The following is a 21,604-nucleotide window of genomic DNA, read 5'->3' as shown; positions in this document are numbered from 1 at the left end:
GCGTGGCAAGGCCGGACACCTCCCGCTACCAGACCTTCGGCGACATCACCGGCAGGCTTGACGACATCGTCGCCCAGGTCCGCGACAAGGACGTCTCGCTGGAGCGCTCGCTCGACCTCTTCGATGAGGCCATCGCCCTGGGCTCCAAGGCGGTGGACCTCGTGGACGCCACGGACTTCTCGCCCGAGGAGGAGGCAAAGCTGGACGAGGCCCAGGCCAAGGATGCCGGTGTCGCCGAGTCTCCGGAGGCCGACGAGTCCCAGGCGGGCGGCGAGACGGGCGGGGCCGAGTAGTGGCCAAGCGCCAGCGCCTTGACGACGAGCTCGTCGAGCAAGGATTCTTTGCGACAAGGGACGAGGCCTTGCGCGCCATCATGGCGGGCGAGGTCTCGACTTCTGACCGGAGGCTGACCTCGGCGGGCCAGAAGGTGGAGCGAGGCCTCCCGCTGCACGTCAAGGGGCACGGCTCCTACGTGAGCCGCGGCGGCCTCAAGCTCGAGCGGGGCCTCGACCACTTTGGCGTTGACCCCACGGGCCTCGCCTGCCTTGACGTGGGCTGCTCGACGGGAGGCTTCACCGACTGCCTGCTGCGCCGGGGCGCCTCCTCGGTGCTCTCCGTCGACGTGGGCTACGCGCAGTTTGACTGGGCGCTTCGGCAGGACGCGAGGGTGACCCTGATGGAGCGGACCAACATCGTGGACGTGCCCGCCGCCGTGGGTGCCTCCTGCGTGGACCTGGCCGTCTGCGACGTCTCGTTCACGTCGGTGACCACGGTGCTTCCGGCGGTCATGGAGCTGCTGCGGCCGCACGGCGCGTTTCTCACCTTGGTGAAGCCGCAGTTTGAGGCCGCTCGCGAGGACGTGGGCGAGGGTGGTGTGGTCCGCGACCAGGCCGTGCGCGACGCCGCGGTGGAGCGGGTGCGCACCGCCTTCGAGGAGGCGGGCCTCAACGTCGCCGGCGTCTGCGAGAGCCCCATCCACGGCCACAAGGGCAACGTGGAGTACCTGCTGCTGGGCACGCGCGGATAGGCCCTGCCGCTCGCCGTGTGCTACCATTGCCGTACGGATGTTCGTACTAGGGGGTTGCCGTGAAGGTCCTCATCGTTCCCAACTACTCGCGCCCAGACGCCGTCGAGGGCGCTCGCAGCCTGGAGTCTTGGCTTGACGGGCAAGGCATCGAGGCCAAGTGGGCGCACGACAAGAAGCTCTTCCCCGGTCGCGCCGTGGACGCGTCCGACTGCAACCTGGTGGTCTCCCTCGGAGGCGACGGCACGCTGCTGCGGGCGGCCCGCATCGTCGGCTACTCAGGCACGCCCATCCTCGGCATCTCCTACGGCCACCTCGGGTTTCTCACCAGCGCGGGACCGGCCGACCTCATCGCCACGGTGGGGGAGGCCCTGGCGGGGGAGCTCCACGTGAGCCACCGCGCTACGCTGGACATAGAGAGCGAGTTCGTGCGCTCGGACGGCTCCACCTACACCGTGAGGAGCTTCGCGCTCAACGACTTCGCGCTCTCGCGCGGCGGCCACGGGGACATCGTGGAGTTTGACGTCTCGGTCTCGGGTATCCACATCGACCGTCTGCGCGGAGATGGCTTCGTAGTCTCCACGGCAACCGGCTCCACGGGCTACGCCCTGGCGGCGGGCGGCCCCATCGTGACCCCAGAGTTTGGCGGCATGGTCTGCGTGCCCGTGGCCCCCCACACCATCATGGCCCGCGCCTTTCTGACCTCCCCCTCGGACGTGGTGGAGATCGACATGTCCCAGGAGAGGCCCGTCATCAGGCACTTCTTTGCGGACGGCCAGCCCGTGGGCGACGAGGACGCCAGCTGGGCCACGCATGCCACGGTGCGCCGCGGCGAGGGGGACATCCTCCTGCTGGACCACAGCACCGAGAGCTTCTACGGCTCGGTGAGCCGCGTCTTCTACGGTCAGGCGGCCCGCCGATGATCGACCAGATGCACGTCTGCGACGTCGCCCTCATCCACGACGCCACCATCGAGCCGGCAGGCGGCCTCACCGTCCTCACCGGCGAGACGGGCACGGGCAAGACGGCGCTCCTCTCGTCCATAAAGCTGCTGGTGGGAGAGCGCGCGGACGCGTCTGCCGTCCGGGAGGGGGCAGACGGGCTCTGCGTCGAGGGCCGCTTCTTCGTGCGCGGGGGAGACCCCGACGGCTGCGTGGTGCGCCGCCGTGTCTCCGCGGACGGGCGCGGCCGCGTGGAGATAGACGGACACATGGCCAGCGTGCGCGAGCTCGCCTCCGGTGTGGGGTCCACCGTAGACCTCTGCGGCCAGCACGAGCACCAGCGTCTCCTTGCCGTCCAGACCCACGTCGAGATGCTCGACGCCTGGGCGGGAGAGTCCGTGGCGGCCCCGCTCGCAGCCTACCAGGAGGCGCTTGCCGCCGCCAAGGATGCCGCCGCCGAGCTCGAGCGCATCCGCGAGCTTGGCCGCGCAACCGGCGAGAAGCTCGAGGAGGCCGCCTTTGCGCTGAGGCGCATCGACGAGGTCGATCCCCAGGAGGGAGAGCTTCAGGAGCTCGAGGACGCCTTGCCGCGCGCCGAGCACGGCGAGACCCTCGTGGAGGCCGCCTCCGGCGCCCACGCGCTGCTGGCGGGCGACGAGGGGGCCTGCGACGCCATCGGCGGCGCCGTGCGCGCTCTGCAGGACGCCTCACGCTACGACGCGCGCCTGGGCGGCTTTGCGGAGTCTCTGGAGAGCGCCCTCATCGACGTGGAGGACGTGGCGTCCGAGCTGCGCTCCTATGCCGACGAGGTGGAGTTTGACCCGGAGTCCCTCGAGGCCATGCACGCCAGGATGTCGCAGCTGCAGGGCCTGCTGCGTGCCTTCGGGCCGCGCATGGAGGACGTCCTCGCACGGCGCCGGGAGGCTCGGGAGGTCGTGGAGGCCGCCGGCGACGGCGGCGAGGCCGAGCGTCGTGCCCGCGGGGAGGTCGATGCGGCCGAGACTCGTCTTGCCAAGTGCGCCGACGCTCTGGACGAGGCCCGCGCCAAGGCCGCACCGCAGCTTGCCGCTTTGGTGAGCGAACAGATGGGTCGCCTGCAGATGGGCTCTGCCGAGCTCGTGGTTACCCAGGAGAGGCTCCCGCGCGCCGAGTGGGGCCGCCGCGGGCCCAGCCACGTGGAGTTTCTCTACCGCCCCGGCGCCGGGCTCACGGCGCGGCCGCTGCGCCGCATTGCCTCCGGCGGCGAGGTCAGCCGCGTCATGCTTGCCTGCAAGGTGGTCCTGGGCGAGGCCGACGGCTGCGACACGCTGGTCTTTGACGAGGTGGATGCCGGCGTCGGCGGTGCCACGGCCGTGGCCCTGGCGGGCGTGCTGGCAGACCTCGCAAGGAGCCACCAGGTCATCGTGGTCACGCACCTGGCTCAGGTGGCCGTCATGGCCCAGAGGCACTACCTGGTGAGCAAGTCCGCCGGCGACGTCCCCCAGACCAGCATCGCCCAGATTGACGGAGAGGACCGCGTCGCCGAGGTCGCCCGCATGCTCTCCGGCGACGCCTCCGAGCTCTCGCTCGCCCACGCCCGAGAGATGCTGGCGGCCGCGACGTCCAAGTAGCTCAGCCGTTCTCGCCGCGGTTTGCATGCGCTTCTGGTCTGTGGGCGCCTTCGCAGCGACTACGTTTACATGCAAACGGCGGCGAGAAGGGCAGCCGCCCGTGACGCCTAGACCTTCAGCAGCTCCACGTCCACGCCGGCGTCTGCCAGCAGCGCCAGGAGGTCGCTCGTTCTCAGGTGGACGGAGGCCGTGTTGTCGCAGGGGTGGCAGCCGATCCAGCCCATGGCCGCAAAGTCCGCGTCCATGGTCACGCGCACGGTGTGGGTGTCCTCGTTGAGCGCGGCAAACGGCGTGACGGAGCCTGGCCAGACGCCCAGCTTCTCCGCAAGGTCTTGGGCGCTTGCAAACGAGAGTCGCTTGCTGCCTAGCCGCTCTTGGAGGACTCGCAGGTCAATGGCCTTCTGGTCCGGCGCGGTGAAGAGGTAGTAGTTTCTCTTCTTTGGGTCGCGCAGGAAGAGGTTCTTTGCCATGTGGCGCTTGAAGGGAATGCGGGCCGCCTCGGCCTCTCCCACGGTGCGCACGGCCGCGTGGTCGCAGCGCTCGTAGGCAACGCCGCGTCCGTCCAGCAGGTCGAGCACCTGCCCCTTTGTGAGCGGCCTGTGGTTATGGGCGGCCTCGTAGGCGGCAAAGCACTCCTCGGGGCCCATCTCGGGCCGTGCGGCGGTCGCCGCCGCCTCGTTCTGCCCGGCCACGCTAGCCCCGCTTGGAGCCCTGGCGGCGGATGCCACCCTTGTGGCCGCAGGCCTTGTTGGGGCCTATGCCCTTCTGCGCGGCGGGGCCTCCAAAGCCCTGGCGCCCGCGCGGGGTCTTGGGAAGGGGCGGCAGGTCGCGGTGGGCCCTGTGGGCTGAGGTCATGGTCTCTCCTTGGTGGCGGCGCCTATAATCAACCGCATGACAGGATACCAGCACATACCCCACGGCTTCGAGCCGGTCTTTGACGAGCGCAGCCGCGTGCTGGTTCTGGGCAGCTTTCCCTCCGTGCTGAGCCGCGCCAACGACTTCTACTACGGCAACCCGCGCAACCGCTTCTGGCGCGTCATGGCGCGCGTCCTGGGCGAGCCCGTCCCCGCCGACGAGGACACCCCCGCAAAGAGGCGGCTCCTCCTGGCCCACGGCGTGGCCCTCTGGGACGTGGTCCAGAGCTGCGACGTGCGCGGCTCGTCGGACGCCAGCATCAAGAACGTCGTACCCGTGGACCTGGCGAGAATCACGTCCGTCTCGCCCGTCCGAGCGGTGCTGTGCAACGGTGGCACTGCCGGCCGCCTGTACCACCGCTGGCTGGAGTCGCGGTGCGGCCTTGCCGCGCAGGTCCTGCCCTCTACGAGCCCGGCCAACGCCGCCTGGGGCGAGGAGCGCCTCGCCGCTGCCTGGTCCGAGGCCCTGTCGCCCCTTCTGCCCTAGTCCCGGCCCATCCGGTAACCCCATGGCAACCTCCGTGGGGCATAATGGCCGGAAAGGCACTTCTCGCCAAAACAGTCTTCTGCGTGTCCCGGCCTGCCGGGGGAGAGTGGGGATCCATGGTCAAGCTGTACGAGGGCGGCGTCTACCTGCGCGGTGGCAAGGAGCTCGTCCGCGAGTCCGAGGCCGCGGCCGCCGGCATCGCGGCCACGCCCGAAGAGGCCCGCCAGGGCACCATCGCCTGGTCCATCCTGCAGGCGCACAACACCTCCGGAGACCCCGAGGCGCTCAAGATCCGCTTTGACGCCATGGCCAGCCACGACATCACCTTCGTGGGCATCATCCAGACGGCGCGCGCGTCCGGCATGACGGAGTTCCCGCTGCCCTACGTGCTCACCAACTGCCACAACTCCCTGTGCGCCGTCGGCGGCACCATCAACGAGGACGACCACGTCTTCGGCCTCTCCGCGGCCAAGAAGTACGGCGGCATCTTCGTCCCGCCCCATATCGCCGTCATCCACTCCTTCATGCGCGAGAACTTCGCCGGCTGCGGCAAGATGATCCTGGGCTCCGACTCCCACACCCGCTACGGCGCCCTGGGCACCATGGCCGTAGGCGAGGGCGGCGGCGAGCTGGCCAAGCAGCTGCTGTGCGACACCTACGATGTGGCCTATCCCGGCGTGGTGGCCATCTACCTCACAGGCGCCCCGCGTCCCGGCGTGGGCCCGCACGACGTGGCCCTGGCCATCATCAGGGCGGTCTTTGCCAAGGGCTACGTCAAGAACAAGGTCATGGAGTTCGTGGGCCCCGGCATTGCCAGCATGAACACCGACTACCGCAACGGCGTGGACGTCATGACCACAGAGACCACCTGCCTCTCCTCCATCTGGGCCACCGACGAGGACACGCACGCCTTCCTGGCCATGCACGGCCGCGGCGGAGACTACCGCGAGCTCAGGCCGGCCGATGTGGCCTACTACGACGGCTGCGTCGAGGTGGACCTCTCCTCCGTCAAGCCCATGATCGCGCTGCCGTTCCACCCGTCCAACGCCTTCGAGATCGACGAGCTCAACGAGAACCTCGAGGACATCCTGCGCGGCGTCGAGGTCGAGGCGGCCAAGGTGGGCGGCGGACGCGCCAGCCTCAGCCTCATGGACAAGGTCGTGGACGGAAGGCTGCACGTCCAGCAGGGCGTCATCGCCGGCTGCTCGGGCGGCAACTTCGGCAACGTGGTCCAGGCCGCCCGCGCGCTCAAGGGCGCCAACACCGGCTGCGGCGAGTTCTCACTGTCCGTCTACCCCACGAGCCAGCCCGTGGCGCTGGAGCTCACGCGCCAGGGCTATGTCTACGACCTCATGGAGGCCGGCGCCATCGTGCGCACGGCGTTCTGCGGCCCGTGCTTCGGCGCGGGGGACACGCCGGCCAACAACGGCCTCTCCATCCGCCACACCACGCGCAACTTCCCCAACCGCGAGGGCTCCAAGCCCGGAAATGGCCAGCTCAGCGCCGTGGCCCTCATGGACGCCCGCTCCATTGCCGCCACGGCGGCGGCCGGCGGCGTGCTCACGGCCGCGACTGACCTTCCCGACGAGACCTGGGACGAGTCCTGCGAGTACCGCTTTGACTCCGCGCCCTACGACAAGCGCGTGTACTGGGGCTATGGCAAGGCTGCGCCCGCCGACGAGCTCGTCGAGGGCCCCAACATCAAGCCGTGGCCTGCCATGGAGCCGCTTGCCGACGATATCCTGCTGCGCATCTGCTCCAAGATTATGGACCCCGTCACCACCACCGACGAGCTCATCCCGTCCGGCGAGACCAGCTCCTTCCGCTCCAACCCGCTCGGCCTGGCCGAGTTCACCCTCAGCCGTCGCGACCCGGAGTATGTCGGTCGCTCCAAGGCTGTGGACGCCATCGAGAAGCGCCGCGTGGCGGGCGAGGACCTGGCGGCAGAGCCCGAGCTCGCCCGGGTCTTCGGCGCGCTCGAGGGCGCCGGTGTGTCGGCCGACTCCGCCAAGACCGAGTTCGGCAGCATGATCTACGCCGTCAAGCCCGGCGACGGCAGCGCCCGCGAGCAGGCGGCCAGCTGCCAGCGCGTCATCGGCGGCCTCGCCAACGTGGTCAGCGAGTACGCCACCAAGCGCTACCGCTCCAACGTCATGAACTGGGGCATGGTGCCCTTCCAGCTTGCCAGCGAGCCCTGCTTCGAGGTGGGCGACCACCTCTTCGTGCCCGGCATCCGCGCCGCGCTCGACGGTGACCTCGCGGACGTTGCCGCCTACGTCGTGCGCGCGGACGGCTCGGTCAGCAAGGTCAGCCTCTACGTGGCCGACATGACCCCCGAGGAGCGCGCCATCGTCAAGGCCGGCTGCCTCATCAACTACAACCGAGCCAAGGCCGGCCTGTAGGGGACGGGTCTCGCCTGAGGCTCTGATGCCTTGAGGCCCTGGCGCCATGGTGCCGGGCGTCGCCTACCGATTATCTGGTGGCGACGCCCGGCCCTTTTTTGGCGAGAAACCCGCGACCTGCGGTTTTGCGGTTGGCTTCCAAAGTTTGCTACCGTTTTTTCGGTCGCGCCTCTCGACGCGCCGGCGGCCCTGTCCGATCGCTTACCATGGCGTGACGCGGGCGGGGCGCCTTCTGGGGTACGTTCAGAGTACGCAACCAAGAAGGAGCGAGAATGGACGAGAAGAACCTCACCAAGAACCCGGCGGCAGGCGCCGGCGAGACGTACCACCGCGGCCCCGTGATCTTGCGCGGGCCCATGATTCCCACCTCGACGACCTCGGCGAACCTGCTCTCGGCAGACCCGGACACCGACTGGCTCCACATGGACCCCTGGCGCGTCCTGCGCATCCAGGCGGAGTTCGTGGACGGCTTCGGCGCCCTGGCGGAGCTTGGTCCCGCCGTCACGGTCTTTGGCAGCGCCCGCACCGCGCGGGAGGACCCCTGCTACGAGGCCGCGCGCCGTGCGGGCGAGCTCATCGCCCAGGCGGGCTTCGCTACCATCACGGGCGGTGGCCCCGGCATCATGGAGGCGGCAAACCGCGGCGCGGCCGAGGCGGGCGGCGTCTCCGTCGGGCTGGGCATAGAGCTTCCCCACGAGCAGGGCATCAACCAGTGGGTCAACCTGGGCATGAGCTTCCGCTACTTCTTCGTGCGCAAGACGATGTTCGTCAAGTACGCGAGCGGCGCCATCATCTTCCCGGGCGGCTTTGGCACGATGGACGAGACCTTTGAGCTTCTGACCCTGGTACAGACCCATAAGGCGCCGAGCATGCCCATCGTCCTCTTTGGCCACCAGTACTGGGACGGCCTCATGGACTGGCTGGGCGGCACTGTGCTTTCCAGCGGGAACATCTCCGCGCCCGACCCCGGCCTCGTGACCGTCACCGACGACGTGGAGAAGGCTGTGGCGCTCGCCACGAGCCTCGTCGCGCCGGCGCGCCCGAGCGAGTAGAGCGCGGCCCCGGCGGCCGGCCGGCAAAAGGGACGCCCCGTCCCCCCCGGGCCCACGCGGCGAGAATCGCCTGGGCGGAGGGACGGGGCGCCGTCAGTGCGGCTTGTGGTTGTCCCGCGCTACGGCATGATGGAGTTGGCACCGTCCACGATCACGGACTGGCCGGAGTAGTAGCAGGAGTCCGGGCCGGCGAGGAACGCCACCACGGGCGCGATGTCGTCCTCGGGGTCGCCGAAGCGGTGCATGGGGTTGAGCATGACCTGCTTCTGGTACTCCTCGGGGAACTTCTCGGCCCAGGCCTTGGCGGCGGGGGACTCGGCGCCCGGCAGGACCACGTTGACGCAGATGCCGTACTGGCCCCACTCCTTGGCGGCGATCTTGGTCAGGCCGCGCAGGGCCTCCTTGTTGGAGCCGTAGGCGAGCTGGCCGGCGATGCCGAACATGCCGGTGGCGGAGGCGAAGTTGATGATGCGGCCCTCGTGCTGCTCCTTCATGTAGGGAAAGGCGGCCTGCATGTAGTTGAGCGAGCCGATGGTGCCGGACTGCCAGGCGGCGAGCATGTTCTCGTAGGTGGTGTCCTCGACCGGGGCGGAGGGCACGATGGCCTGGCCGTTGTTGACGATGACGTCGATGGAGCCGAAGGTGTCAACGGCGGCCTTGACGACCTCCTCGACGCGGGTGCGGTCGGCCGAGTCGCAGGTCATGGCAAGGCCCTGGCCGCCGAGCTCCTCGATTTCGGCCACGGTCTGCTGGATGGGGGCCTCGCGGCGGCCGGTGCAGACGACCTTGACGCCACGCTTGGCGAGGCACATCGCGATGCCCTTGCCGATGCCCTGGCCGGCGCCGGTGACGATGGCGACCTTCTCGTTGAGCTGCTTCATGTGGTGCTCCTCTCGTGGGGTGCGACTGAAACGCATAACGGCCATTCTGGCCATGACGACGCGCGTTGCTGTCGGCCCTTCGCCAAGCGGTGGGTTTTAGCTGGCGAGAAGGGCCTAGAACGTCCTCGCCAGGTCGCGGATGGCCTCTGCGGCGGTGGCCTCGTCGGGCCCCTCGACGCAGATCTCTATGCTGGAGCCGCTGGGCACGCCCAGGCTGAGAAGGGCCATGAGGTCGGCGGCGTCGACCGCGCTCTGGCCGTGGCGGAAGGTCACGCGGCTGCGCCAGCGCTGAGCCTCGCCGGCAAGGAGCACGGCAAGCTGGATGTGGAAGCCCAGGGGGTCTGTGACCTGGCGCTCGATCTTGATCATGCGACCTCCCGGAAGTCCTTGCGTGCTTGTCGCATGACGGTAGCGCGTGCGCGCGGGGCGGGCAATGCAAGTTCGGTGGAAGGTCGGGGCGGCAGGCCTAGCGCGTGGAGTTGCGCACGACGAGCTCGTAGCCCATGCGGATGTCCCTCTGGGCGGTGTCTGAGTCGTTCATGAGGCCGACGAGCATCTTTGCCGCCTCGATGCCGCTCGTCTTGTAGTAGGGGTGCACGGTGGTGAGCGTCGGACTGACAATCTGCGAGAGGTCGCCGTCGCCGATGCCCGTGACCTGGATGTCCTCGGGCACGCGGTGGCCGTACTCCTGCAGGCACGTGAGGGTGCCGTAGGCGATGGAGTCCGTCGCGCACACGATGGTGTCCACCTCGGGGTAGTCGCGCAGGATCTGCTCGGCGGCCACGTAGCCGGTGTCCACGGTGGAGGTGGTGACCACCTGGGCGCGCTCGGGCACCTCGACTCCCGCCTCGCGGCAGGCATCCAGGAAGCCGCGGTGGCTCATGCGCCCGGCGGAGGTGTCCTCCTCGTGCACGCCGATGTAGGCGGGGTGGGTGCCCTTCTTGAGCGCCAGCTCCGTGATGTCGTGCAGGGCCCCCTCGTTGTTCTGGTAGACGCAGGACTTGCCGGGGTGGCTCTGGTTGAGCACCACGAGCGGCAGCGTCAGGCCGGAGAGCACCTCCTCGTGGGCGGGCGTGAAGACCGTGGCGATGAGGATGATGCCGTCCACCTGGTTCTTCTCGCCAAAGAGGCGAAGGAAGCTGACCTCGCGGGACTCGTCGTTGTCGGTGTTGGCAAGCAGGAGCTGATAGCCGGCCTCGTTCAGGATCGTGGTCATGCCGGCGACCATGCGGCTCACCGAGGCGGAGTTGATCTTGGGGATGATCACGCCCACGACGTTGGACTTGCCGGTACGCAGGCTCTTGGCGTACTGGGAGGGCACGTAGCCGGTCTCCTTGATGACGCGCGCGATGGCGGCGCGCTTCTCCTGAGAGACGTAGCCGTCGTTGAGGTAGCGAGAGACGGTGGCGCGAGAAACGCCTGCGAGCTGCGCGATCTGGTTGATGTCCATGCTGTTCCTCTCGACGATGCCACCCTTCAGTCTAGCGCACGGCCGGCTCCAGAAGGATCGAGGGATTGGCGGCCCTCGATCCTTCGCGGCAGCGCGCCCGCGCCATCCGCATGCAATAGAGAGTGCGCCCGGCGAGAAGGGCTTCTCGCTGGGCGTTATTGTGGGTATGCTGGTGCGACTTTGGCAATAGGCGTTGCGGAGGGGAAGAGCATGGCGGGACGAGGTAGGGCGGGGTCGCTGGACGTGACGGAGGGGGTCATCTGGCGGCAGCTCCTGCTGCTGTGCGTGCCGGTGTTCTTCTCGTCGTTCTTCCAGGAGGCGTACTCGCTGGTCAACACCTTCGTGGTGGGGCAGTACGCTGGAAAGGCGGCCCTGGGCGGCATCCAGGCCACCGCGCCGCTGGTGGACCTCGCCGTGGGCTTCTCCGTGGGCATGGGAACGGGCTTTGCCGTGGTGTGCAGCCAGTACTTTGGAGCGCGCGACGAGGAGCGCCTCTCGGCCTCCGTCCACACCGCCATGACCATCGCGCTGGTGGGAGGCCTTGCCGTCTCGGTCCTGGGGAGCCTTCTTGCCGAGCCCATCCTCTCGCTCATGGGCACGCCCGCCGACCTCATGGCCGAGTCGCTCGCCTTCGTGCGGATCTACTTTGGCGCCATGGTCTTCTCCATCGTCTACAACACGGGCTCCGCCGTGCAGCGCTCCGTGGGGGACACCCGATCGCCCTCCATCATCGTCGCCTCCACCTGCGTGGTGAACATCGTGCTTGACCTGGTGCTCGTTGCCGGGATGCACATGGAGGCGGCGGGCGCCGGCCTGGCCACGGCGCTCTCGCTCGTCTGGGGCTGCGCCCTCACGCTGGCGCGCCTCACACACGTGGACGGTCCCTGGCGCCTTGACCTGCGCAGGCTTCGCATAGACCCTGGCATCTGCCGCGTCATGCTGCGCTGCGGCCTTCCGCTGGGCCTGCAGTCGTCCTGCTACTCGGTCTCCAACATCATCACGCAGGCCACCATCAACTCCTTCGGCTCCACGGTGGTGACTGCCTTTGGCCTGTGCGGGCGCATCGACGCCATCATCTGGATGGCCTCCGAGGCCCTGGGCGTGGCCGTGACCACGTTCTCGGCCCAGAACTTCGGCGCGCGCAACTACGAGCGCATGCGCCGGGGCCTCAGGTGCGCCCTCTGCCTGACCGCGCTGGTGGTGGGCACGCTCTCCGTGGTGCTCATGGCCAACGTGCTCGGCATCGCCGGCTTCTTTGTGAACGACCCTGAGATTGCGGCGCTGACTGCCCAGGTCATGTGGTACATCGGGCCCTTCTACGTTGTCTACTCGCTCTACGACAACATCGCCGGCACCATCCGCGGCGCCGGCGAGAGCCTGCGGCCCATGATCATCGTGCTCACGGGGTCGTGCCTGCTGCGCGTGGTCTGGCAGCTGGCCGTAGTGCCGCTCAACCACACGCTGCACATGGCGCTGCTGAGCTACCCCATCACGTGGGCAACCACGGGCGTGGCGTTCATCCTGTACTACCGCCTCGGGCACTGGATGGACCACGCGAGGGAGCACAAGGAGGCCAACCTGGCGGCCTAGGCGAGAAGGGCGTGGGGTCCTCCGCCGGGCGCCCCCAACTCTCACCTGGGCTCAGTCCTCGCCGCGCAGAGGACGTGCGCGGCTGCGGAAGTCGCCCAGGAGAGAGTTGGGGGCGCCCGGCTGCCGGCACGTGCTTCTCGGCGTAGGGCCTTTCGACTGGGGAGAAAACCTTACAGGTAGGGTTTCTTTTGGCGGGACGGGTTTCTCGACAAGTGGGGGAACGCGGTTCTCCGTTTGTGGAAGAAACGCTACCTGTAAGGTTTTTACCTGGGTAAGAAGAGCCTCTTGCCGTGGAGCTTTGGGCAGGGCGTAGAATGGCGGGCGGAAGGTTTGCCGTTGGAGGGGGCGTTTTATGGACAGCAAGGTCGGAAGGGCCGTCAACGAGGTCATCGATGCCATGGTCGAGCGCAGGAGCTGCCGCTCGTTCAAGGCCGACATGCCCTCCGAGGAGCAGCTGGACGCAGTCGTGAAGGCGGGCCTCTACGCCGCGAGCGGCATGGGGCGTCAGAGCGCCATCATCCTCAAGGTCACCGACCGTGCGCTGCGCGACCGCCTCTCTGCCCTGAACGCCCAGGTCATGGGCGCCCCCGAGGGCACCGACCCCTTCTATGGCGCGCCCGCCGTGCTGGTGGTCCTGGCCGCGCGCGACGTGCCCACCCACGTCTACGACGGCTCGCTCGCTATGGGCAACATGCTGCTGGCCGCCGATTCCCTGGGCCTGGGCAGCATCTGGATCCACCGCGCCCGCGAGGTCTTTGGCTCCGAGGAGGGCCGCGCCATCCTGGCCCAGCTGGGCGTCGAGGGCGACTACGAGGGCATCGGCCACTGCGCCGTCGGCTTCTGGGAGGGTCAGAAGCCCGAGCCGCCGGCCCGTCGCGAGGGTCGCGTCTTCTCCGCGTAGGCCCCGCCGGCCCGCGTCCGCCCGTCTGCGCCCGCCGGCCCGCGCCAACCTGTCCCCAATTTGCGCAAAAACGAACACGTCCCCAATTTGAGGGAACGTTCTGGTAGGGTTGAGGGCCACCGCCAACTTCTACAGAGAGCTGCCACATGGATCTGAGCCAGGCAATAGAGTGCGCGAGCGCCTTCGTCTTCCCGGGGTTTCTCGCCGACGACGCCTCGCTCGCCGCGGAGCGCTCCAAGAACGAGGAGGCCCTGGCCGTCCTGCGCGACGCCTGGTCGTCTGCCGAGCCCGACCATGAGCCCTTTGGCTACGACCTCATCATGTCCCTGGCGGACCGCAACCGCGACGTCTGCGACCGCTACGGCATAGGGCGCCTGCGCGACGCCAGCAGCCCCAACCTGGCGCGCAAGCTCTCCGAGGCGGACCTCGTGCGGGCCTGCGCCACGCTGCAGCACCGCCCCGTCGAGCAGGTCGCGGCCCTTGCCGGCCAGGGCGCCGCCGACCTCAACGTGGCCTACGTGGACGCACCTGTCTCGGGCATGGTCATGGGCATAGACATCGAGACCACCGACCGTGACCCGGCGCGCGGCTACATCATCAACGTGGGCCTCGAGTTCATGACCATCGAGCCCGACGCCAAGCCGCACGACGCGCACGCGGCCTACTTCGGCCTGCCGCAGATGTACGAGCAGAAGGGCGTGCCGCTGGCTGACATCCACAAGATTCAGTGGTCCGACGTGGAGGGCAAGCAGCCCTTCCGCGAAAACAAGGCCATCCAGAAGGCGATTCTTACCGCCATGTGCGCCTACCCCTACATGGCCCACAACGCCGCCTTCGAGGACTCCTGGTTCATGCTGCACGTCGACGGCTACGCCGAGGCCCGCCGCGCCGGCCGCGTGCTGCCCATAGACACGCGCGACATCTGCCGCCGCATTGACCCCGAGGTCCGCACCCTCCCGCGCGACTCCCGTCCCGCCTCGCTGGAGAACTGGGCCCGCCGCCGCGGCACGCTTGCCGCCGGGGAGTCCGAGCGCCACCTGGGCCTGGACGACGTGGACCTCATGCTCGCCACCGTCCTGGCGGAGTTCTCCGAGCGCAACATGCTGGAGTAGTCCCGGCTCCGGCGCCAGCCGTGGCCGATTCGGCGAGAAGCGCGTCCTTCTCGCCGCTTGGTGCTAGGCTTGGCGGGTGCAAACCAACCGCCAAGGAGGCACCACATGACAGACCAGAGCGCAGCCCAGGGCCTTTTGGACTTCGTCCGCGCATGCCCTTCCATGTTCCACACTGCCGCCGCCATCAGCCGTAGGCTCGACGAGGCCGGCTTCACCTACCTTCCCGAGGGCGAGGCCTGGCGCATGGAGCCGGGCGGCCGCTACTACACCAGCCGCAACAACTCCAGTGTCATAGCGCTCAAGGTGGGCGCAGACCTTGACTCCTACCACTTCCAGCTGGCCGCCGCCCACGGTGACTCTCCCTGCTTCAAGGTCAAGGCGGTGCCCGAGCTGGCCGGCCCCGGCGAGTACCTGCGCCTTGACGTGGAGGCCTACGGCGGCATGATTGACCACACCTGGCTCGACCGCCCGCTCGGCGTGGCCGGGCGCGCCCTCGTGCGCGAGGGCGACCGCGTGGAGAGCTGCCTGTTTGCCACGGACCGCGACGTGGCCATCATCCCGAGCGTGGCCATCCACCTCAACCGCGAGGGTGGCCGCAACCCCGAGCTCAACCGGGTCGTTGACCTCTGCGCGCTCTTCTCGGCGGGAGACTTCGGCGAGGGCGCCTTCGACCAGATGGTCGCCGACGAGCTGGGCGTGGAGCCCGGGCAGGTGCTGGCCCGCGACGCCTTCCTCTGCAACCGCCAGGAGCCCGTGGCCTGGGGCGGGGCGGCCGGCGCCCCGGAGTTTGTGAGCGCGCCCAAGCTGGACGACCTGGGCTGCGCCTACGTGGCCCTGGAGGCGTTCCTCTCTGCCGAGAACCCCCACGACGTCGGCGTCTACGCGTGCTTTGACAACGAGGAGGTGGGCTCCAACACCAAGCAGGGCGCCATGTCCACCTTCCTGCACGACGTCCTCGCGCGCGCCAACGCCGCCCTGGGCAAGACGCCCGAGGACTACCTGCGCGCCGTTGCCGGCTCCCTGCTTGTGAGTTGCGACAACGCCCACGCCTGCCACCCCAACCACGCCGAGAAGCACGACGAGGCAAACCGCTGCTGGCTCAACCGCGGCCTCGTCATCAAGGAGGCCGCCAACCAGCACTACTGCACGGACGCCTTCAGCCGCGCGGCGCTGGTGGCCGTGCTCCAGGACGCCGGTGTGCCGTTCCAGACCTTTGCCAACAGGAGCGACATGGCCGGCGGCGGCACCCTGGGCAACCTCTCAAACACGCAGGTGTCCCTGCACGGCGTGGACGTGGGCCTGCCCCAGCTGGCAATGCACTCCAGCTTCGAGACCGCCGGCGCCCGCGACGTCAGCCTCGGCATCGCCGCCCTCAAGGCCTTCTATGCGCGCGACCTGCGCATCACCGGCGCGGACTCCGTCACCTTGGCGTGAGAGGGTTGACAAAGGGACAGTCCCTTTGTCAACCTTTCCGCCGCCGCGGCCCTTGCGCAGGCGAGAAGCCCGGCCTTACCCCGGTAGCCGCGGCCGCTGTGCAGCGGTACAAACAACCATCCGTTTGGTGCGTCCATTTGGGGCCGTCCTCCATGGAGGGGACGGCCCCTTCTCCATAACATGTCCACATGGGTTAAGAAGACCCAGGGTTACAGGCCCGGGCGCGCCCGGGCGAGGTCCCAGCTGTACGTGTAAGAGCTCGCTCTCCAACGGAAGGTTCGCACCATGCCCATGAAGAACTCCACCAAGCTCGTGAAGGTCCTGCTCACCAACATCGCCATCGCCGTGGCCATCTCGCTCACCGCGAGCTACATCGGCGTCTCCGGCGCCGGCGTCCCGGCCGAGGCCTTCGTGCCCGCCTTCCTGGGTACGTCCCTCGCCAACATCGGCATGTCCTACGTGATCTCCTTCTTCGTGGGCTGGTTCATCCCCGCCGAGAAGCTCGGCTTCGGCTTTGCCATGAAGTGCGGCCTCAAGCCCACCGACGGCCTCAAGTTCGGCGCCACCCTGAACGTCGTGGTCAACACCATCTACGTCGCCTTCAACAGCGTCATCCTGACCTACGTCAACGCCTGCGTCATGAACGGCGCCCCGCTTGCCGCCTACCCGGCCGCCTTCGCCAGCTCCATCCTGCAGTGCTGGATCGTCGGCTACGTGGTCTCCCTCTTCTGGGCTCCCCAGTGCGAGAAGTGGGCCCGCGCCATCTGCAAGGACCCCGAGCCCCAGATGCACTAGGGCGCTCCAAAGGCGAGACATGCGGCTTCCATTTGTATCGTCCTCGCCAGGGCAATCGCGCTAGCCTAAGAAACGTGCCCCCAGGGTCCGTCCGCACCGCGGGCGGGCCCTTCTCGTCTGGAAAGGACAAGGACCACCCATGGCCAAGCTCATCTCCGCAAGACCCATCGCCGAGGGCGTCTGGCAGCTGACCGACCCCTTCGAGAACCGCGCCTACGTGGTGGCCGGCCGCGAGCGCGCCCTGCTGGTGGACACCATGGCCGGCTTTGGCGACGTAGTGGCGCAGGCGTCGGAGCTTGCCGGCGGCCTGCCGGTCAGCGTGGCCCTCACGCACCGCCACTGCGACCATGTGGGCGGCTCCTTTGGCGCAGGCGAGGTGCTGATGTCTGCCGCAGACGACGTCGAGGCCGCCTGGGAGGAGTCCGAGCGCGGCGCCCGCCTCTTTGCCGAGGTGGCCCGCCGGGAGGGCATGGTGCCTGACGGCGAGAAGTGCGCCGTGGAGCGCGGCGGCCGTCCGCGCGTGAGCCACGTGGGGGAGGGCGACGCGCTGGACCTGGGCGGCCGAACGGTGGACGTGGTGGAGCTTGCCGGCCACACGGTGGGCAGCGTGGGCTACCTCGTGCGCGACGCCGGGCTCCTGCTCTCCGGCGACGCCGTGACGCCCGTGATGTGCCTCTGCTTTGCGGAGAGCCTCACGCTGGACGCGTGGAGGCAGACGCTCGCCAAGATGGCGGGTCTCGACTTCCGCGAGTTCTGGACGGGCCACCACGGCGTGCCGTTTGGCAAGGACAGCCTGGAGGGCTTTGCCGCAGCCGCCGACTTTGCCGAGGACGACCGCGGCCACGAGTGGCACCACAGCATCGTGCCGGGCTGGGAGGGCACCATCCACCTCGTGCCCAACGGCGTCTGGAGCCCGGACTCGCCCGACTTCCGCGCCGTCATCACCCGCGGCCTGCCGCCCGCACGTCCCCGCAGGGGGAGGCCGTCGCAACGCCTAGCGGCGCGTAGCTGAGCTTGTCCGTATTGAATCTTTGATGCTTCACGTGTGAATTACTCGCCGTCTGGTCCCTGGCTGGCGAGAAATGCCTGGTTAGCGTGGCGTAAAGGGATTGATATCAGATCTGGGCATAAAGAAATTAATACGGTTAATCCATTGTGTGCCTTTGGGGCGGGGGTGAGTGGCGCCCCTCCGACAGCGTGCACGGCCCCCCGCACAAGAGTGCCCCGGCGTGCGGGGGCGCGCCGGGGCGAGGAGAGGGACGGGCCGCATGTGAGGGGTTGGCCCGATGGGTTGATCTGGCGGAGCGGGGCGCCTAGGCCTCCCGGCGCGCCTTCCAGCGCAGCGAGAAGAGCGCCAGCACCAGGCAGACGGCCATGCAGGCGTAGCCCAGGATGAACATCAGCGGGTAGCCGCCGGCGGAGTCGCAGACAAAGCCCCAGAAGACGGCCGCGACGGTGCCCATGAGGGAGCCCACCATGCTCACGCGGGAGTAGATGTTGGCGTAGTCCGCGCTGCCGAAGACGGTCCTCACCAGAAGCGGGGTCTGGACGGTGGTCATGGCGTAGACCACGCCAAAGAGGAAGGCGCCCACAAGCAGCAGCGGCAGCACGCCGGGCACGAGCCACATCACGGTCACGCCCACGGCACCGGCGCCAATGCCCAGGAAGACGCCCAGGTGGACGGACTTGTCGTTGATGGCGCCCAGCAGGACCTTGCCCACGGCCTGGCCGGCCATGGCGGCGCTGGCAACAACGCCGGAGGCGGCGGCCACGGCGGGCAGGGAGTCGCCGAAGGATTGCGCGTAGCTGGGCAGGAACTGGTAGATGGTCTGGTTGAGCGTGATGACGCCGCAGAAGGCGGCCAGGGCAAAGAAGGCCGGGGTCCTCATGGCCTCCGGGGCGCTCATACCGCCCTGGGCGGGCGCGGCGGCCTCGGCGTCCTTCTCGCCGGAAGGGGCATCGGCCTCGTCGGCGCCGTAGGGGAGAAGCCCCTTGTCGGCGGGGCGGTTGCGCACCACCAGCAGGGTGAAGGGCAGGGTGCCCACCAGGACGATGACGCCAAAGACCAGGTACGCCGTGCGCCAGCCCTCGGCGCCGGAGTTGATGAGGGCGGTTCCCACGGGGTTGAAGATCACGCCGCCGATGCCGGTGAACGCCATGCACAGGCCCACGAAGAAGCCGACGCGCTTGACGCACCAGGCGTTGATGAGCGTGGGGATGGCCAGGTAGATGAAGGGGGCCACGCCGGCGCCCAGGACGGCGCCGCAGACGTAGAACTGCCACATGGCCTGGCAGGCGCTCATGCCCAGAAGGCCGGCGCCGCACAGCACCGCGGCCACGGAGAGCGAGACGCGCAGGTCGGTCTTGGACATGATCTTGCCCCAGATGGGCAGGGTCACCATCATGGCGAGGTTCACGATGGAGAAGTACAGCGTGAACGTGGCCTTGGGGACGCCAAAGAAGCTGGAGACGGGCGTGAAGAAGATGCCGGCGCAGGAGAGCACGAGCGCGCACGGCAGGCACGTCATGGCGATGCACGCCGCGACGATGGCGTAGGCGTAGTGGAAGCCGCCTGCCTTCTGGGTCTTGGTCTGGGTTTGGGTCACGGGTTTCCTCCGGTGGTGCGCTGGTTTTTACGGCATCTTGTGCCGCTGCAGGTCAAGTGTGGTGCCAAAGAGGGGCCGAGGCACTGTTTGGCGTCACCAAATCAGGCCTCGGCCCCGCAGGGTCGCTTGTGTCACGTGACAAAGGCGACAGGGGGACGGTCCCTCTGCCACCTTTCGCTGGCGAGAAGCGCCTCTCGCCTACGCCTCCACGTCGGGCAGGGCGCCCTCGCAGGCGAAGCCCTTCCAGCTGGGCTCGCCCGTGTAGGTCATGACCTGCTCCTTGCCGTCGAGGGCGCGGATGGCGCCAGCGGCGAGCGCGTCCATCTCGAAGTCGCCGGCGTAGACCTTGACGGGGGCGATCCAGCCCACGCGCTCGGTCACGTAGGAGACAAAGCGCGGGTCGTGGGAGACACCGCCGGTCAGCACGATGCCGTCCACCTTGCCGCGGACGACGGCGGCAAAGCCGGCCACGTACTTGGCAACCTGGTAGGCCATGGCGTCGTAGACGGTGGCCGCCCACTCGTCGCCGTTCTCGATGCGCTCTACGATTCTGCGGGCGTCATCGGTGCCGAGCAGGCCCAGAAGGCCGCCGGTCTTGCCCACGACGCCGTCCATCTGCTTCTTGCTGGCGCCCTCGGAGAAGGCCATCTTCACGACGGGCTTGGCCGGCACGTCGCCGGAGCGGTTGGGCGCGAAGGGGCCGGCGCCCTCGAGGACGTCGTTGGTGTCCACCATGCGGCCGCGCTCGTGGCAGGCCACGGAGAGGCCACCGCCCACGTGGGCCACGATGAAGTTGCCCTCCTTGTAGCTCATGCCCAGCTCGGCGGCGCAGCGGATGGCGCACTCCTTCTGGTTGAGGCAGTGGACGTGGCTCTTGCGGTAGACGCCGGGCCAGCCGGTGATGCGCGCCACGTCGGCGAGCTCGTCGGTGTCGGGCTGGTTTACGGCGTAGGCGGGCTTGCCGGTGGCCTGGGCAAAGGCGTGCAGCAGCGGGGCGCCCAGGATTGCGGGGTGGTTGACGCCGGCGTTCATGACGTGCTCGCAGACGGTGTCGTCGATGGCAAAGATGCCGCCCACGGTGGGGCCCATGGCGCCGCAGTAGCCGCTGAAGGCGTCGATGTCCTCGAGCCTGATGCCCTGCTCGGCAAGGGCGTCGAGGATGGTCTGACGGCGGTAGTCAAACTGGTCCGCGGCGGAGTCAAAGCGGGCGAGCTCGTCTGCGGGGTGGGTGACGTTCAGGCGGAAGAGCGCCTCGGTGCCGTCGAAGACGGCCACCTTGGTGGAGGTGGAGCCGGGGGAGAGCGTGAGGACCTTGTATCCCATGGTTTCCTTTCTGATGGAGTGCGTGATGCCGCGCGGCATCTGGGCGAGAAGCGCTAGCGGGCGGAGAGGACGAGCATCGCGATGTCGCCGACGATCTCCTCGACGGTTGCGCCGCGGCTGGAGTCGGCCACGGGGCGCTTGAAGCCGTTGAGCGTGTGGCCGTAGGCCGCGCCCTTGGCAAAGCGCTGGATGAGCTTCACGGCGATGTTGGCGGCGTTGAGGTCGGGGAAGACCAGCACGTTGGCGCGGCCGGCGACGTCGGACTCGCGGCCGACCTTCTTGGCGGCCACGGCAGGGTCGATGGCGGCGTCGAGCTGGAACTCGCCGTCGGCGGCAAGCTCGGGGCGCCTCTCGTGCACGAGCTTGATGGCCTCGTCCACGCGATCGACGCTCTGTCCGGCGCCGGAGCCGTCGGTGGAGAAGGAGAGGAACCCCACGCGCGGCTCCCAGCCCATGATGGAGCGCACGCCGTCGGCGGCGCTGATGGCAATGGAGGCCAGCTCGGAGGCATTGGGTTCGGGGTTGAGGCCGCAGTCGGTGAAGCAGATGACGCTGCCCTCGGGGCCCTCGAAGCCCGGGGTGTCAACCAGGGCCAGGATGGAGGGCACGTCCACGCCCTCGGCCAGGCCGATGGTCATCTGGGCGCACATGAGCACGTCGCCGGTGGTGTTGGTGTGGCCGCAGAAGGTGCAGTCGACCTCGCCGAGCTCCTCCATGACCATGGCGTACCACATGGGCATCTTCATCTTGCGGCGGATGCCCTTGTCGCTCAGCATGCGCTGGCCCGCGGCCATGAAGCGGGCGGCGCGCTCCTCGAGGGCGTCGGCGTCGGTGGTGTCCACGACCTCCATGCCCTCCAGGGAGACGCCGGCCTCCTCGGCGGTGGCGGAGATGACGTCGGCGGGGGAGACCAGCACCGGCGTGCCGATGCCGTCGTCGGCCACGCGGCGGGCGGCCTGCAAGGTCTTGACGGCCTCGCACTCGGGCATGGCCACGCGGCGGGCGGGGGCGGCCTTGGCCTCCTCGGTGAGCTTCTGGATGAGGTTCATCTGTTGGGTCCTTTCTATAGAAAGAGAGCCCGC

21 protein-coding genes are annotated in these 21,604 nt (G+C 68.7%); 13 read left to right on the top strand and 8 right to left on the bottom strand.

Features of this window, described 5'->3' with window-relative positions:
• Positions 1-2 precede the first annotated feature (2 nt).
• The 4 genes from DXV50_RS05075 to recN are packed head-to-tail and all read left to right on the top strand — an operon-like array spanning position 3 to position 3,575.
• On the top strand, positions 3-293 hold the full coding sequence (locus DXV50_RS05075) for an exodeoxyribonuclease VII small subunit (RefSeq protein WP_117205089.1): 291 nt from the start codon (positions 3-5) through the stop codon (positions 291-293).
• Positions 293-1,027 carry a TlyA family RNA methyltransferase gene (locus DXV50_RS05070; protein ID WP_117205088.1) on the top strand — a complete coding sequence of 245 codons (735 nt, stop codon included), beginning with the start codon at positions 293-295 and terminating at the stop codon, positions 1,025-1,027. Before DXV50_RS05075 ends, DXV50_RS05070 begins: the two co-directional genes overlap by 1 nt.
• 59 nt (positions 1,028-1,086) lie before the next feature.
• Positions 1,087-1,947, top strand: a complete 861-nt coding sequence (locus DXV50_RS05065) for an NAD(+)/NADH kinase (RefSeq protein ID WP_117205087.1) — start codon at positions 1,087-1,089, stop codon at positions 1,945-1,947.
• The gene (gene recN / locus DXV50_RS05060; protein WP_117205086.1) at positions 1,944-3,575 is read left to right on the top strand and encodes a DNA repair protein RecN; all 1,632 of its coding nucleotides are present in this window, start codon (positions 1,944-1,946) and stop codon (positions 3,573-3,575) included. Before DXV50_RS05065 ends, recN begins: the two co-directional genes overlap by 4 nt.
• A gap of 107 nt (positions 3,576-3,682) precedes the next feature.
• On the opposite strand, the gene DXV50_RS05055 is transcribed toward recN, so the two are convergent.
• Together DXV50_RS05055 and DXV50_RS09690 are read right to left on the bottom strand one after the other, a co-directional pair.
• Positions 3,683-4,267: a prolyl-tRNA synthetase associated domain-containing protein gene (locus DXV50_RS05055; RefSeq protein WP_117205085.1), complete on the bottom strand. Its 585-nt coding sequence runs from the start codon at positions 4,265-4,267 to the stop codon at positions 3,683-3,685.
• A 1-nt stretch (position 4,268) separates the two neighbouring features.
• Complete coding sequence (locus DXV50_RS09690) at positions 4,269-4,430, bottom strand: hypothetical protein (protein ID WP_198666411.1); 162 nt, start codon at positions 4,428-4,430, stop codon at positions 4,269-4,271.
• Positions 4,431-4,466: 36 nt separating this feature from the next.
• Between DXV50_RS09690 and DXV50_RS05050 the strand changes: the two genes are divergently transcribed.
• From DXV50_RS05050 to DXV50_RS05040, 3 genes are all read left to right on the top strand, one after another.
• Positions 4,467-4,976, top strand: a complete 510-nt coding sequence (locus DXV50_RS05050; protein WP_117205084.1) for a DNA-deoxyinosine glycosylase — start codon at positions 4,467-4,469, stop codon at positions 4,974-4,976.
• A 116-nt stretch (positions 4,977-5,092) separates the two neighbouring features.
• Positions 5,093-7,378 carry a hydratase gene (locus tag DXV50_RS05045; RefSeq protein ID WP_117205083.1) on the top strand — a complete coding sequence of 762 codons (2,286 nt, stop codon included), beginning with the start codon at positions 5,093-5,095 and terminating at the stop codon, positions 7,376-7,378.
• 272 nt (positions 7,379-7,650) lie between these two features.
• A complete protein-coding gene (locus tag DXV50_RS05040; RefSeq protein WP_117205082.1) occupies positions 7,651-8,430 on the top strand; it encodes an LOG family protein in 780 nt (259 codons plus the stop codon).
• A 119-nt stretch (positions 8,431-8,549) separates the two neighbouring features.
• Here the strand turns inward: DXV50_RS05040 and DXV50_RS05035 are convergent, their stop codons facing one another.
• From DXV50_RS05035 to DXV50_RS05025, 3 genes are all read right to left on the bottom strand, one after another.
• Positions 8,550-9,311 (bottom strand): SDR family NAD(P)-dependent oxidoreductase, encoded by a 762-nt coding sequence (locus DXV50_RS05035; RefSeq protein WP_117205081.1) that lies wholly within the window; start codon positions 9,309-9,311, stop codon positions 8,550-8,552.
• Between the two features lie 114 nt (positions 9,312-9,425).
• Positions 9,426-9,680 carry an HPr family phosphocarrier protein gene (locus tag DXV50_RS05030; RefSeq protein WP_117205080.1) on the bottom strand — a complete coding sequence of 85 codons (255 nt, stop codon included), beginning with the start codon at positions 9,678-9,680 and terminating at the stop codon, positions 9,426-9,428.
• Positions 9,681-9,777: 97 nt separating this feature from the next.
• A complete protein-coding gene (locus DXV50_RS05025) occupies positions 9,778-10,761 on the bottom strand; it encodes a LacI family DNA-binding transcriptional regulator (RefSeq protein WP_117205079.1) in 984 nt (327 codons plus the stop codon).
• A gap of 210 nt (positions 10,762-10,971) precedes the next feature.
• Here DXV50_RS05025 and DXV50_RS05020 point away from each other — a divergent pair, with 210 nt between their 5' ends.
• From DXV50_RS05020 to DXV50_RS04995, 6 genes are all read left to right on the top strand, one after another.
• Positions 10,972-12,351, top strand: coding sequence for an MATE family efflux transporter (locus tag DXV50_RS05020; protein WP_117205078.1), 1,380 nt, complete (start codon positions 10,972-10,974; stop codon positions 12,349-12,351).
• A 352-nt stretch (positions 12,352-12,703) separates the two neighbouring features.
• Complete coding sequence (locus DXV50_RS05015; protein WP_117205077.1) at positions 12,704-13,252, top strand: nitroreductase family protein; 549 nt, start codon at positions 12,704-12,706, stop codon at positions 13,250-13,252.
• Positions 13,253-13,398: 146 nt separating this feature from the next.
• Positions 13,399-14,364 (top strand): 3'-5' exonuclease, encoded by a 966-nt coding sequence (locus DXV50_RS05010; RefSeq protein ID WP_117205076.1) that lies wholly within the window; start codon positions 13,399-13,401, stop codon positions 14,362-14,364.
• A 105-nt stretch (positions 14,365-14,469) separates the two neighbouring features.
• Positions 14,470-15,798 (top strand): M18 family aminopeptidase, encoded by a 1,329-nt coding sequence (locus DXV50_RS05005; RefSeq protein ID WP_117205075.1) that lies wholly within the window; start codon positions 14,470-14,472, stop codon positions 15,796-15,798.
• Positions 15,799-16,083: 285 nt separating this feature from the next.
• Positions 16,084-16,593: a hypothetical protein gene (locus DXV50_RS05000; protein WP_117205074.1), complete on the top strand. Its 510-nt coding sequence runs from the start codon at positions 16,084-16,086 to the stop codon at positions 16,591-16,593.
• 139 nt (positions 16,594-16,732) lie between these two features.
• A complete protein-coding gene (locus tag DXV50_RS04995; RefSeq protein ID WP_117205073.1) occupies positions 16,733-17,605 on the top strand; it encodes an MBL fold metallo-hydrolase in 873 nt (290 codons plus the stop codon).
• 301 nt (positions 17,606-17,906) lie between these two features.
• On the opposite strand, the gene DXV50_RS04990 is transcribed toward DXV50_RS04995, so the two are convergent.
• The 3 genes from DXV50_RS04990 to DXV50_RS04980 form a co-directional block, all read right to left on the bottom strand.
• Positions 17,907-19,199 carry an MFS transporter gene (locus tag DXV50_RS04990; protein WP_232817459.1) on the bottom strand — a complete coding sequence of 431 codons (1,293 nt, stop codon included), beginning with the start codon at positions 19,197-19,199 and terminating at the stop codon, positions 17,907-17,909.
• A 198-nt stretch (positions 19,200-19,397) separates the two neighbouring features.
• A complete protein-coding gene (gene buk, locus DXV50_RS04985) occupies positions 19,398-20,522 on the bottom strand; it encodes a butyrate kinase (RefSeq protein WP_117205072.1) in 1,125 nt (374 codons plus the stop codon).
• Positions 20,523-20,575: 53 nt separating this feature from the next.
• Positions 20,576-21,571, bottom strand: a complete 996-nt coding sequence (locus tag DXV50_RS04980; RefSeq protein WP_117205071.1) for a phosphate acyltransferase — start codon at positions 21,569-21,571, stop codon at positions 20,576-20,578.
• Positions 21,572-21,604 lie beyond the last annotated feature (33 nt).

It is taken from the genome of Paratractidigestivibacter faecalis, from assembly GCF_003416765.1.
Lineage (GTDB): Bacteria > Actinomycetota > Coriobacteriia > Coriobacteriales > Atopobiaceae > Paratractidigestivibacter > Paratractidigestivibacter faecalis.
The sequence above is the reverse complement of the archived record's forward strand: the minus strand, read 5'-3'. Positions and strand labels throughout refer to the sequence as shown.